Origin of the sequence: Thomasclavelia saccharogumia DSM 17460 (genome assembly GCF_000686665.1) — a bacterium.
In the GTDB taxonomy this organism is placed as follows: domain Bacteria; phylum Bacillota_I; class Bacilli_A; order Erysipelotrichales; family Coprobacillaceae; genus Thomasclavelia; species Thomasclavelia saccharogumia.
The window spans coordinates 12718-27841 of sequence record NZ_JMLH01000041.1 but is presented as its reverse complement, the minus strand read 5'-3'; the positions used below and the strand labels follow the sequence as shown (position 1 = coordinate 27841).

Below are 15124 nucleotides of genomic sequence, written 5' to 3'. Positions count from 1 at the left end.
TAAATTCATCAACGACAACAGGAACAACATTAGCTAACTGTTCTTCAGTTACGTTATTTGCCATTTCTACAGCTATTGATAATGCTAATTTATCAATTTTAATTTCTTTTTCTATTAAATTTTCAATAGCGTCGTTTAAATTCTTAATAGCATCATCAACATCTTGTTTAGAGGCCTCTAAGTTTTGATAAACAATTTTTGCGGCATTTAAAACATTATTTAAATTTTCAACACTAGTCTCTTCATACTTACTTAAATCTTTTTCATTACATAAAATAATCAAATCATTTAATTGCTCTTTATATTCACTTTTATCAATTAATGCATTAAACCTAGATACTAATAACTGTGTAAGCATATCAATTTCTTCTTGATTATCTGCTACTTGATATCTTGCCACTGCTTGATCATATGCATCTTGATAATTCAAAACTGTTTCTATAAAATAATTAGTTAAATCAGTTTTTTTAAACTTTATTATTTCTTGAGCTAAATCGTGATAATTCAATGTTTCTTCTTGATTACCACTTGTTACTTGATAATAATCAAAAGACACTTTTGGTCTTGATCCAGCCGGAGCATTTTCTGGACAATCTCTTACAATTACCTCTACTGTATGATTACCATTTGATAACGTTAGATCTTCAAATACATTTGATTTTGGTTCACTTCCAGAGACTGTTGTAAAAGTAGAATATAATCCCTTTGAAATACCATCGATCTTTACCTCAATATTAGCTCCAGCATAGCCACCTGCTGCTTCAAGCTTCATGAAATATAACGCTATTCCTGTTCCTTTAAAATCAAAATTAAAACTTACATCTTTTGTTGTTGATTCCGTTACTGTCCCATTTTCATGTTTAGCTTCATTCCAAGTACTCCAATTACCAGTATATATAATTGAACTATCACGATCATCATATTTAGTAGTAATTACATCTTTAATAACTGTAATTGTTTTTTCAGCTTTTATTTCTGGATTAATTTTATCAACCGCACAAACAACGACACTGCCAACATGATCAACAGTTAATATTCCTTCATCACTAATGCTGGCAATGTTTGAAGGTAAATCTAAATCGTTTTTTACACTCCATGTAACTTCATTACCACTAGCACCTGCTGGTAGATATTTTGCCTGTAGCTGCATTGTATTAGTTTGATTTAAATTAATCACATCACTTGATGATATGATCGTAAGACCAGTCGGCAATACTGCACGAATAATTTCAAAAGCATCCAAAGAAATTTTTGCTTGTTTTACAACAAGTTTCACCCTATGAATACCATCTTCCAAATCAGTTATTTCCGATAACAGCTGCTGGCGCTGAGTTTGAGAACTGTTAGTATCGACAGCACTAGCTACTATTTGATCATCAATATACAAATCAAAAGTATGAGTATCATTAGCTTTCATTCCAATAACTCTCAAACCAGTACCAGAAAAATAAAATTCCATCGTATCCCCGTTGGTATACGTATATTTTTCTGTACCCAAATATTGACCACTATCAGACCAGTCACCCCAGCTGCCTGTATAAGTAATCAAATTATCGCGGTCATCCATTTTTTCGATATTTCCAATATCGATTGGAGTTAAAACAGCTGTAGTTTCCCCTTCACCACTATCAACAACTGCAGTTACTTTATACTTTGCATCATTATAATATATATCACTAAATGATGTTGTCTTAATTGTTGCAATTTTTACATATGACCCATTGTTTATACTACGATATATATTATATGCATTTGCATTCATAACTGCATCAAAAGTAACTAATGTAGACTTTTCATTGCTATAAACTGTTGCATTTTCTGGTGCTTTAACTGGTTTTTCAGGAATATCTTCAATTATATATGTCTTATTCTTTTCAGTATTAAAAGTAATTCTATTGTCACTCTCTTCAACAAAATCAATAATATTTCCATCAGAATCTTTTAGTGTTGCCTTAGAAATATTAGGATATTGAAGTGAACAGCTTTGTCCATTATTAGACAATATTGACGCTTTCGTTAAATTACTATTTGACCAATCCATAGATACTTCGAAATTACCACGAGCTACTAGTCCTTCAACATGTCCTGTCGACCAAACATCCGGTAGAGCTGGCAACATATTGATGTATCCCATATTACTTTGTAATAACATTTCTGCAACTCCAGCAGTATATCCAAAGTTACCATCAATTTGGAATGGAGCATGAGCATCCCAAAGATTTGGATAAGCTCCGCTTTTAAAGAACGCTTTAATAATGTCGTAAGCGTGATTACCATCACCAGCACGAGCCCAGGAATTTAATCTTTGTCCCATTCCCCAGCCTGTAGCATCGTCACCACGATCTTCTAACGATACAATAGCAGCATTTAAATAATCCTCATTATCAACACTAATTAAATCACCAGGAAATAATCCTAATAGATGTGACATATGACGATGTTTACGGTCACTGCCACTGACACTTCCTAAAGTTGTTTCGTCATACCATTCTTTTATTTGTCCATCATCACCAATTTCAATTGGATTTAATTTACTTTGTAAATTTTGCCATTGAGCAACTAAATCACGATCAACACCTAATACATTAGCTGCCTCAACAGCATCTTTAAATAACTGCCATACTAATGATTGCTCATATGTATTTCCAGCTGTATATGGTCCATGTTCTGGTGAATATGCAGGAACAGTAACCATTCTTCCCGTCACTGGATCTTCTCTAAGTATTTGCTGATATAATTTTGCTTCTTCTTTAAGCATTGGATAAATCTTATCAGCTAAATATTCAAGATCTCCTGTATATTCGTAATATTCATAACAATTCTGTAAGATCCATGGCACTGCAGCTGGTGACCAGCCCCAGCTAAATGCCCATCCTGGACAAGTCCAGCCAAATGGCGTATTTTGAGTATGTGCTGTAAAACCATTTTCTGGATTTGCTTCATCACTAACGACCCCAAAATATGTTGCAGCCGTAACTCTTCCCGGCTCACGAAGAGAATCTACATAGTCAATCAATGGTGTTGCACATTCTTGCATATTAGTAACATAAGTAGGCCAATAATTCATTTGTAGATTGACATTCATATGATAGTCACTAGCCCATGGTACACGATTTTCATCACCAACGCGATTATTCCATACCCCCTGTAAATTAGCCGGTAAATCACCATCTCTTGAAGAAGCAATTTGTAAATATCGACCATATTGAAATAAAGTAGTTTCTAAAGCTCGACGTTGCGCTTCACTAGCGCTTCCATCTTTATAAATTTCTAATAATGCATCGGTTGGTTTATCAGATACACTTTGTCCCAAATTTAATTCAACTCGATTAAATATTTCTTGATAATCATTTAGTGCGTTTTCTTTTACTTTTTCATAGCCGGCTTGATAAGCCCTATCGATATCATCGCTTACCCGCTCATTTAACTGAGCATCAGTTTCATTGGTACGATAAACTGGGTATTCATTTTTATAATCAGTCGAAGCACTAACAAAAATATGTACTTCACTAGCATCCTTGATCATTAATGAATCACCATTGGCTTCAACCCTGCCATCTACAGGATATACTTTTAACTGTCCATTTAATTTTAATTGATTATCGTTCATTTGACCACTAACTGTAATTTTATTATCTACTGCTGTAGTAACTACCGTTTTTTGTAAAGCAGTCGTTGTGTCATTATCAATTGGGAATGATACTTCAAAATTCATCTTATCATTAGCCATAATTTTCATCGCAATTACATTGTCGGGATAACTTGCTAAATATTCACGATGATAATTTGTACCATTTAATGAAAAATCAACACTTGCCAGTGAAGTATTTAGATCAAGTTCACGACGATAATTTTCAACATCACCGCTTAAATTAAAATCTAAATAAATATCACCAAAAGATTGATATGCTCCATAGCCCTCTTTCAATCCAATAATTTGATTACATAACGAAGAAGCATCCTGACCACTTAAAAAAGCATCTTGAACACTTTTTACATAATCAGCCATTGATTGAGTCCCAACTGTATCAATATTTCCACCGTTATAATCAGGACGTGATTCACTAGGTCCTCCTGTCCATAATGTTTTATGGTTAAAAGTTAAATGTTCTCTACTAATTTCACCATAAATATTAGCCCCCATATAAGAATTACCAATTGGTAAACTTAACTGTTGCCAGCGGTTATCTTCTTCAGTCGTCCCAAAACCGCCTTCACGCCCAGGAATCAAAGTTCCTTGACTAACAGGTTCATCAAAATAAAGTTTTAATGCTTCTTTAACAGTTTTAGAATCAGATAAATTTTTAACATCTGTTTTAGCCTGTAAACTTTCTAGCGGTAAGCAAACTAGTATCAAAACACTGGCAAGAAGCACTTTAAATAATCCCGCTACTTTCCTTTTAATTTTCATTTTCTATCTCTGCTCTCCTTTTCCAAATAATATATAAAACTATATCCGCACTAAAAATGTAGCTTTTACATATCTATCATCATTTAATCATATATTATTTATTTAAACAAATGATATTTGAAAAGTGAGTAATTTTTTCAATACATTCAATAATAAAACACACCACATTTATTTTTTAAAACAAATAATCGTTTTAAATAGATCTCCATCAATATCAATTTTAAATTCCCCACCTTGAACTTCAGTAAAACTTTTTGCAATTGCTAAACCTAAGCCACTACCAGTTTCGTGTCTTGATTTATCACCGCGAACAAACCTTTCAACAATTTCATCAGCAGTAAAATTTATCAGTGTAGCCGAAATATTTTTGAATTCAATCACTATTTTATCCTTGGTATCTTTAACTTCAAGGTAAATACGACTATTGATCATTGCATATTTAGCAATATTAGTAAAAAGATTTTCAAATATACGATAGGTTTTATCACCATCTATTTTTAATTTAATATCCGTATTTTCATATTTTCTTATTAAAATTAAATTTTTAGCTTCTAAAATTTCTTTACTTTCAGTATAAGTCTGCTCTAATAACGCAATAATATTAAGGCTCATCAAATTCAACTGAATATTCCCACTATTAATTTTACTAATTTCAAAAAAATCATCAATTAGCGTAGTCAATCTATTTACATACAAATCCAAATTATCCAAATATTCATGTCGAGTTTTTTCAGTAAGTAAATCGTCCTGTAATAATACAATATAATTTTTTATACATGTTAATGGTGTTTTTAAATCATGGGATACATTACTAATCAGCTCATTTTTCATATTTTGAGACTTTATTTCTTCTTCAACAGCTTTTTTTAAACCATCTTTAATATTATTAAATTCAATCTCTAACTGTTTAAAAACACCTAAATCAGCCTCTATCTCCATATCAAAATTTCCTTTACCCAGTTCTTGAGCAGCTTTTAATAAGCAATTATAATCTTTTTGAACTTTCATGCATTTATTTTCTAACCAAAAAAAAGTGCTAAAAATATATGCAAATATAAATACATAATCATTTAAAACTACTAATAACATAAAAACAACCCCTGCATTAATAATTACATATTTTAAAATCATTTTATTTATTGCAATTAATAAATCTATTTGTATGAACTTATTTAATTTTTCTTTTATATTCAAAAAAAATATTTTAAAATAATCTCTAATAACGTAAAGATATTTATAAACTATTTTAAAAATAGCTAAAACTATGATTAATCCACTGATTAGCCAAAGTTTGACTAAAAAGTAATTTGAAATCTTTTTATTTTTAGAAATAATATATATTATTTCTAAATTTTTAGGATGATTAATTTTTATCTTATTAAGAAAATCACTATGACTATCAACATGATAATGTCTGCGTAAAAGTTTTTCTAAGCTAAAATATGATGATTCATTATACATGTTACCTTCTTTTTTTAAATCACCATTTTCATCATAAGACATCACAGTATAAAAATAACATTTAGCTTTATCATCAAGATTGTTTTGATCAATATTATTTGTGATAACTTTATTTGTTTTAGTATTTTTTATTAAATAAATGAAATCATAATCATTTTGAAAACATCTTTTTATATAATCCATAGTATTATAAAATTTATTACTGATCTGCCATTTTTCTTTATCAGGAATAGTCTCATCAAAAAATAAAATTTCATATTCGGGATCTAGTTTTTTCGCCATTGCTAGTGTGAAATATTGAAAATCTTCATATCTTTGTAAATTAATACTTTCCCATTTATTATTAAACGATAAAAATAAAATTACTAATACCAAAAGAAAAAAAATAAACCTACATACTCGTTTTAACACAATCATAACTTCACCGATGTTTTTTCAATTTTATAACCAATTCCCCATACTACTTTTAAATACTCTGGTTTTTTAGGATTTATTTCTATTTTCTCTCGTAATTTTCTAATATGAACCATGATAGTTTCTGTATTTATTGCTTCTTCTTTCCATACTGCTTGATAAATTTCTTCGGCAGAATAAACTCTACCAGGATAACTCATCAACAATTCAAGAATTTGAAATTCTTTTGCCGTCAAACGAACTGTTTTATTATTAACTATTACTTCTTTAGTATATTTATCAAGTTCAAGTCCTCCAACGATAAGTCGATGATCATTATCATTAGAAATCGACTTATTTTTTAATAACATAATCTGATCATATCTTCTAATATTTGCATTTACCCTAGCAATCAGCTCCATAGGTTCAAAAGGTTTTGTGACATAATCATCAGCACCTAAATTTAAACCAGTAATTTTATCAATATCTTCTGATTTAGCACTTAAAAAAATAATTGGGAAATCATACTTTTGCCGTAATTTTAAAGTCATCGTAATACCATCCATTACTGGCATCATAATATCAATAATAGCAAGATGAATCTCATTAATATTAATAATTTCCAATCCTTTCTGCCCATTAGTGGCAGTAAAGACTTTATATCCCTGATTTTTTAAGAAGACGCTTACTGTATCCCTTATTCCCTGTTCATCCTCAACTATTAATATTGTATGTTCCATAACTCATTTCCTTTCTCAATAATATTTCAGTATGATTTATGTACTTCTTTATTATGAATGATAAAAATAAACTGAATGTATTCAAAATTCTTAAAAAATCCTTAAATTTCATTTTATTTTTATGTATAAAAATGTCTTTTAATAAGTAATTAATTTCCATTTTTAAAGAATTAACCAAAAAGCTTGTAAAACAAAATTAGTCGAATATTTTACTATTAAGAATTTTTATTTATTCAACCACTTTTTTACAAGTAGAGCTTATATTTTTATTTAGCAATAAACTAAAAAAAGAGATTTTCCCGCTACTAATATAGTAGTTTTTAAAATCTCTTTTTTGCCTAAATTAAACGAATACAAAATAATATATTTATCTATTCTGATCTTAATGCTGTGACAGCATCTTCTTGAGCTGCTTTTTTTGATGGAATTAAACCACCAATAAGTGTTAAAACAACACTTAAAATAATCAAAATAATTGCTCCTTCAATTGGCAGTGCAGCATTAAGACTATTATTACCAGCTATATGATGAATAACCATATTACCTGGTATCAACAATAAAAGGGTGATTCCTATACCTAATAAACCAGCCAATAAACCAATGATAAATGTTTCTGCATTGAATACTTGTGAGATGTTATGTTTTGAAGCTCCAATAGCCCGTAAAATTCCAATTTCTTTTTTACGTTCTAACACACTAATATAAGTAATAACACCAATCATAATTGATGAAACAACTAAAGAAATAGCGACGAATGCAACTAAAACATAACTGATCATATTAATAATATCTGTAACAGATGACATTAAAGCACCAACGTAATCAGTATAAGTAATAACTTTATTATCATCAATTTTTTCCATTCGATCATTATAGCTATCTAAAATATTAATAACTTCCTGTTTACTTTCAAAATCTTTAGGATAAATATTTATACTGCTTGGTTTATTAAATTCTGCATATTGAAGCTTGCTTAAATTATTATCATAAGAAGTTGTTTCTTTTGACATTAATGATATCATTAATTCAGATAGATCTTCTTCATTCATATTTACTTTTATTGCACTAGCAAAAGCATTAGTATCTATTGAAATAGCATCTTGCATATTTGTCGCTAATTGTCCCATCTGCCTATTTATTTCAGCACTCAATTGCTTTTGTAATGAGTCAATCATAGTTTCACCATACTGCATTACTGCAGTTTGAATCTGAGTTTGTAATTTATTTTGAAATTGGGTAATGACGCCACTTTCTTGTAAAATATTTGTCAATTCTCTTTGAATCAAATCTTGTGCTTGTGATGTTTGAAGATAGACTCTAAAATATTCGTTCATTGCCTCAGGATCAGTTAAATTATTTTTAGTCATATAATCTTGAAAATCTGCTGCAAGTGCCTGCATTAAAGAAGTAAATTGTTCATTACTAAGCTCGATATTTATATCTGACATAAAATCATTTGTATTTATTGCTGGTAATGAATTAAAATCTAAACTAATATTACTTAAATCCAAACTACTTTGATCGATTTTTAATTTATTTTGATCGATTGAAAAAGCATTTTTCAACATTTCAGTATCAACAGTGAATAACGACTGCATATCAAAATTTTGTTCATTTGCCTCATTTTCAAATGATTGTCCTGTAAATACATTAATACTAGGATCAGCTAATTGCTTTCTTACAATTTCACTTGATGAAGCCTGCTCCATAACATGACTAGTTAATGAAGAAAGATAACCGATACCACTATTCAACATCGTTGCACTAGCTCCATCTGCTGGTTGAACAACACCAACTATGGTAAGATCTTCGCTATTATTTATAAGCTCTTTCATATATGCTTCATCATTTGTTTTATCACGATAAATATTGTATGTTTCATCATATACATAATAATCAGAAGAATTTACTAGTTTAAATTTAGTTTCTAAAACATCATCATAGTCATATGATTCAATATTATCAGGAGTAGTAACTTCTTCATCTCTTGCAAATTGCTGGACCATTTCATCAAGTTCAGAATAATCTCGCAATCCTAATGTGTAAAGCATCAAATCACTTATCTTTCCACTTTTTGTTAAAACCAAAACACATTCTTTATAATTTTTAGGCCATCTTCCAGCTTTTATATCATATTGGTCTTCATATAATTTTGAATTGCTTGGCATCTGGTAAAAAACGTCTGTACTCATCATTGACATCATACTATTAGAACTTGCTGACGAACCTAATCCTAATGCTGAAAATGATTCATCCGGATTAACCTGTCTTATTTTCTCAGTATTAGAACTATAGATCTGGGGTACTGCACTATAGCTATATTCAATAGAATTTGTATACTTACCAATATCACTATTATTTTCATCTAAATATGTTTTTAAAGATTCTAAATCATTTGAACCAATCCTTGAAAACATATTAGTAATCATCTGTGCAACTTGAATTTTAGTTTCATCGTCTGTTTCATTACTATCTTGTGAATCTTCAACCAGCATCGATGTTAAATCAATTCCACTGCTTTGAATTTGTAAAGGATATTCTGACAGTGTTTCTTCTTCGATAGTTTTAATATATTGATTTACACCATTAGAAAGAGATAATATTAAAGAAATTCCAATGATTCCAATGGAGCCTGCAAATGAAGTTAAAATAGTACGAGCTTTTTTTATTTTCAAGTTATTAAAACTAAGTGATAAGGCCGTCAAAAAAGACATTGATGATTTACCCATATTTTCATGCCTAGGTGTTTCTAATTCATTTTCTTTTACTATATACTCATTAGAATCAGAACGAATTACACCATCACGCAATTCTACGATTCTCGTAGCATATTCCTTAGCTAATTCAGGATTATGAGTAACCATTACAACCAAACGATCTTTAGCCACTTCTTTTAAAAGTTCCATGACTTGAACACTTGTTTCACTATCGAGTGCTCCTGTCGGCTCATCGGCTAATAAAATGTCGGGATTATTTATCAAGGCTCGGGCAATTGCTACACGCTGCATTTGTCCTCCTGACATTTGATTTGGTTTTTTATGTCCTTGGTTTCCTAAACCAACTTGTTCAAGAGCTTTCTTTGCTCGTTCTTTTCGTTCCGCTTTTGATATGCCCGATATCGTTAACGCTAGTTCAACATTTGCTAATACTGTTTGATGAGAGATTAGATTATAACTTTGAAAAACAAATCCTATCGTATGATTACGATAAGAATCCCAATCCCGATCTTTATATTTTTTAGTAGATATGCCATTAATGATCATGTCACCACTATCATAGCGATCAAGACCGCCAATAATATTTAAAAGTGTCGTTTTCCCTGAACCACTAGGACCTAATATTGCTACAAATTCATTGTCACGTAAATTTAAACTAACATCGTCCAATGCTTTTTGGACTAAATTTCCCGTTTTGTATTCCTTATAAATATTCTTAACTTGAAGCATCCTGCATCCTCCTATTTTTAGTGTATATCAATATTGTATGCTTCAAAAATAAACTAAATATAAACACAAAGATAAAATTATATTTTTCTAAAATAACTTAACTTCCCATCTTCACACATATTTTATTATCAACACGTTATTAATATTATACATTTTTTATTTACTGATCATAATTAAATAAATTCTTCTGCATCCAAAACTTGATATCCTGCCTGGATAAGAGCTTTGGCAAATAAACCTTGACCAGCGATCAATTTATTAGTAAAACTTCCATCATAAATTTGATTAACTCCACATGTAGGACTTCTTGATTGGAGAATTACTAGATCAATTTTTTCATCCTTTATTTTTTCTAATGCCAGTTGGCATGCTTTTTGATAACTAGCATCAACATTATTACCATCAATATCAGTAACAACCCCCTTTACGATTTCTGCGCAAGGACGAGGAATCGTCATATTTGCTAGTAATTCTGGACATATTTCTATAACTTCTTTGTCTTCTAAAAACTTGATGACCTTACTGTTAAGATTATTTCCACCATTGTACTTGCAATTTCTACCCAATATACAAGAACTTACCAATACCTTCATTATTAATCACCTCACATTTAAAAAAATTCCTTTTTAGTATAATACAAAGATATCAAAAAAACAAAAATATCACTAAATTATAGATATTAGTTTTAGAAAATAAAAAATTTTCATTCTATGATATATTGTTGCTTTGGTAAACACCAAAAACAAATAGGCAGTATTATATTCGAGAGTTAGAAAACAATGGTTTCATTTCCATAAAAGTATATTCTGTTCACCTAAAACAAAAAGACCTCAAAAAGCTCTATTCCTGTACTAGAGCAATGGATGAGTAGATATTGAATCATTTGTCATAATAATTGTAAAAGGGACAACATAAATGTCCCTAGGTAATATTCGTTTAGTGATTATCATTTTCTATATTTTTTAAACAAACAGCATTTTAATTATTTTGTTTTGCTTCTAATGCTAGCGCTAACGCTCCTACAACACCAGCATTATCACCAAGTCCTGGATATACGATATAGTCTTTGATTTTATCCGTTGTCACTTCTTCTTTTTGAATATATTCATTTAAAAACTGCTGAGTATAACGATGTATCATAGGAAAAAGCTGTTTTTGATGCATGACCCCACCACCTAAGATGATCTTTTTAGGTGATAAGATCAATATATAATTAGCACATGCCTGACCGATATAATATGCTTCTAAGTCCCAGGCTGGATGATTTTCTGGCAGCTCATTTCCTTTAACACCCCATCTTTTTTCTATGGCTGGTCCGGCTGCTAATCCTTCTAAACAAGTTCCATGATATGGGCATGCTCCTTGATATGGATCATCATCTCTAACGATCATTTTCATATGTCCCATTTCCGGATGCAATAAACCATGTACAAGTTTTCCACCTAAAATAGCACCACCGCCTATTCCAGTTCCAATTGTTAGATACAGTGCACTATCAAGTCCTTTAGCTGCTCCGAACATTGCTTCTCCTAAAGCTGCGCCATTGACATCTGTGTCAAATCCCATTGGGATATCGTACCTTTCTTTTAAAGCACCCATTATATTATAATTTGACCAGCCTGATTTAGGGGTAGTTGTTATATATCCATATGTTGGACTGTTAACATCTGGATCGATGGGACCAAAACTTCCTACTCCTAATGCTTCGATATCTTTATCATCAAAATATTGAAAAACATTCGCCATTGTTTTTTTTGGCTCTTCTGTTGGAAATGATGCCCGATCGATAATATTTCCTTTTTCATCTCCAATGCATACAACAAATTTTGTTCCGCCTGCTTCTATTGCTCCTAACTTCATCTCTTTGTCTCCTTTTTTTCTATAATGTTATATGATTTTAGTTCATAATAGTCCATGGTCATTGGACAAGAAACTTTTATTTTTGTATCATGATAAGAATCATAAACACGCGTTGTCATTACCTTCTGACCATGATTAATAAATATTTCAAGTGATGATATATCACTAAATATATCTATTTCACTTATCTCATTTATTTTAACACATCTTTTATCTCTACCATAGCCGCTTTCTTGTAACGACAGAGTCAATATTTTTCCATCATATCTTAATTGAAGATCTTTTCTTAAATCAATTTGAAATTTTTGAAAAGTTATTTCAAGATGAATTTGACAAACATGGCTTTGATAATAATAGATTTCTTTTTCAACTAATTCTTTATATAGATGTTTTGTTCTTAAATTTTTTGTTTCACGAATAGGATATTGATAAATTTGATTATCTCTAAATGTTAATTCTCTAGGAAGTATCAATGCATCATTCCAATTATATTGAATAGTTGGAGTCTTATAAGGGCAGTCAGGTATTCCCATCCAGCCAACAAGAATTCGTCTTTTATCCTGGCTTAAAAAAGTTCTGGCGGCATAAAAATCAAATCCTTCATCAAACGCTTGAAATCTTTCTAATTGATAATTATTTCTAAAATCACCATGTAAAATAAAATATCCACATTGATGCTTGTTTTCGTATTCATGTTGTTTTATCCCTTGAGGACAGCAAACCAGGATCTGCTGCTGGGACAGTTCAAAATAATCAGGACATTCCCACATATAACCAAATTTCTCTTTAGTTTTAATTCTTTGGATAAATTTCCATTCTTTTTTATCTTTACTTTCGTAAGCAAGGATCATTCCCTGATCATGAATATCTCTTGCACCTAAAAACATATAATATTGGTCTTGATAAAAAACATAGGGATCTCTAACATGCTTTGTCATATCTTTGGGAAAATCGGCATTTGTCATCAATAATTGTTTATCATCAAAATGAATATAATCAGCACTTTGAACCATCAAAACATTTTGCTCTCTACCTGCCATGATATAATCATAATTTCCTTCATGACGAACATTTCCTGTATAAAATAAATACAATTTCTCTTTTTCATAAAAGCCGCTACCACTATAAACACCATCTCTATCATATCGGCTATCTGGCAAAAGTGCTATTGGTTCTTGAACAAAGTTGATAAAATCCTGCGTACTATAATGTCTCCAAAGACAAGGAACTCTTCCTTTTGTTTTAAAGGCTTGAGGATCATTAAGATAAAATATGTGGAAGGTATCTTCGATTTGGCACATGCCATTAGGATCAGCAATCGTCCCTTCTAACGGCATTAAATGATATTTTAAACGATATTCATTATTTTTCATTTTTCTCGATTTGATAGCTATCTAAAGGATAGTAGCTTAATTTTCCTTGATGACTTGTGTGAAAATAAAGATGCTGTGATAATGTCTCACTATACACCCTTGTCGTAAAAACTTCTTGTCCACCATTGACAAATATTTCTAAAGCCGATGTATCACTCCAAATATCCAGATGCCTAACTTCTTTGATTTCAACACTTCTTTGATCACGACCACAACCGCTTGTTCCTAGTGATAATGTTAAAACATGATCTTTATAATTCAAGAAAACATCATCTCTTATTTGAATTTGAAAATCTTTTTGATTTTTAAACTCAATATCCATTTCATAACATACGTCATCATATGATGTCTCATTCCATTGGTCTATATCCATTTCATATTTTTCTTTTCTTAACTGTTTCATCTCAGCTAGTGGCTGTTGAATAATTTTTCCATCTTTTTGAATCAGCGTTCTTGGTATTGTCAAAGCATGCTGCCAGCCATATTGAATAGTAGGATCATTATGATAAGATGCATCTGGGATTCCCATCCATGCATATAAAATATGTCTGCCTTTTTCATCAATAAAACTTTGCGGTGCGTATATATCAAATCCGCGATCTAATTCTTTAAACTCTCCCAAATTGTATTGATTTTGCTCAAAATCATATTCTAATTGAAAATATCCCATCTGATAAACATTAGCATAATCATAACCATTTTGCCTAACTCCCTGGGGACAGCAAATCAGAAATAATTGTCCATCTATTTCTAATAAATCGGGACATTCCCACATATAGCCAAAAGGCTGTGGTGTTGTTATACAGTTATAATACTGAAAATTTTGTAAATCCTGGCTTCGATAAAGTAATACGCACCCTTGACTATCTTTTGTTCGGGCTCCTAAAACCATATAATAATATTTTCCTTTTTTAAAGATTTTAGGATCTCTTACATGTTTTGACATATTATGTGGATAATCATCATTATCTAAAATCAATTTTTTTCTACTTATCTCCATTCCATCTTCACTTGTAAAAGAAAGCGTATTTTGTTCTCTACCATCATTGATATAATCATAATCATCACGATCATTTAATTTAACATTTCCAGTGTAAAAATAATATATTTTCCCATCTTCAACATAAGCTGAACCACTGTATACTCCATCACGATCTTCTTTTTGATCAGGGTATAAAAATGGTTCTTCTTCTTTAAAATGAATCATATCTGTCGAAGTATAGTGACCCCATAATTTAATTCCCCAGTTACAGTCGTATGGTGTGTATTGAAAATAAATGTGATAAATACCATCTTTTTGACATAATCCATTGGGATCATTCAGCCATCCAGTCGGAGGCATGAGGTGATAATGTAAACGATTTTTATCTTTTTTTACATTATCCCTCATATTTTGATGATTATCATACTGATCATAATAATCTTTTTTTGTCATCATAT

Annotated in this window: 8 protein-coding genes; all 8 read right to left on the bottom strand. The window is 30.5% G+C overall.

Annotated elements, in window-relative coordinates; translation table 11 throughout:
* On the bottom strand, nt 1–4411 hold a 4411-nt coding region (locus tag BR82_RS15610), incomplete at its 3' end, for a glycosyl hydrolase family 95 catalytic domain-containing protein (RefSeq protein WP_051592810.1).
* A gap of 168 nt (nt 4412–4579) precedes the next feature.
* Nucleotides 4580–6289, bottom strand: a complete 1710-nt coding sequence (locus BR82_RS16835; RefSeq protein WP_027090022.1) for a sensor histidine kinase — start codon at nt 6287–6289, stop codon at nt 4580–4582.
* Entirely contained in the window at nt 6286–7005 is a 720-nt protein-coding gene (locus tag BR82_RS0109685) for a response regulator transcription factor (RefSeq protein WP_027090021.1), read from the bottom strand. The genes BR82_RS16835 and BR82_RS0109685 overlap by 4 nt, the downstream gene beginning before the upstream one ends.
* A gap of 371 nt (nt 7006–7376) precedes the next feature.
* Nucleotides 7377–10451 carry an ABC transporter ATP-binding protein/permease gene (locus BR82_RS0109680; RefSeq protein WP_027090020.1) on the bottom strand — a complete coding sequence of 1025 codons (3075 nt, stop codon included), beginning with the start codon at nt 10449–10451 and terminating at the stop codon, nt 7377–7379.
* A 173-nt stretch (nt 10452–10624) separates the two neighbouring features.
* Nucleotides 10625–11044 carry a 2-thiouracil desulfurase family protein gene (locus tag BR82_RS0109675; protein ID WP_024721660.1) on the bottom strand — a complete coding sequence of 140 codons (420 nt, stop codon included), beginning with the start codon at nt 11042–11044 and terminating at the stop codon, nt 10625–10627.
* 385 nt (nt 11045–11429) lie between these two features.
* On the bottom strand, nt 11430–12311 hold the full coding sequence (locus BR82_RS0109670; RefSeq protein ID WP_027090019.1) for an ROK family protein: 882 nt from the start codon (nt 12309–12311) through the stop codon (nt 11430–11432).
* Nucleotides 12308–13684, bottom strand: coding sequence for a glycoside hydrolase family 32 protein (locus tag BR82_RS0109665; RefSeq protein WP_051592809.1), 1377 nt, complete (start codon nt 13682–13684; stop codon nt 12308–12310). The genes BR82_RS0109670 and BR82_RS0109665 overlap by 4 nt, the downstream gene beginning before the upstream one ends.
* Nucleotides 13674–15122: a glycoside hydrolase family 32 protein gene (locus BR82_RS0109660; protein WP_034864656.1), complete on the bottom strand. Its 1449-nt coding sequence runs from the start codon at nt 15120–15122 to the stop codon at nt 13674–13676. The genes BR82_RS0109665 and BR82_RS0109660 overlap by 11 nt, the downstream gene beginning before the upstream one ends.
* Between the last annotated feature and the right edge of the window lie 2 nt (nt 15123–15124).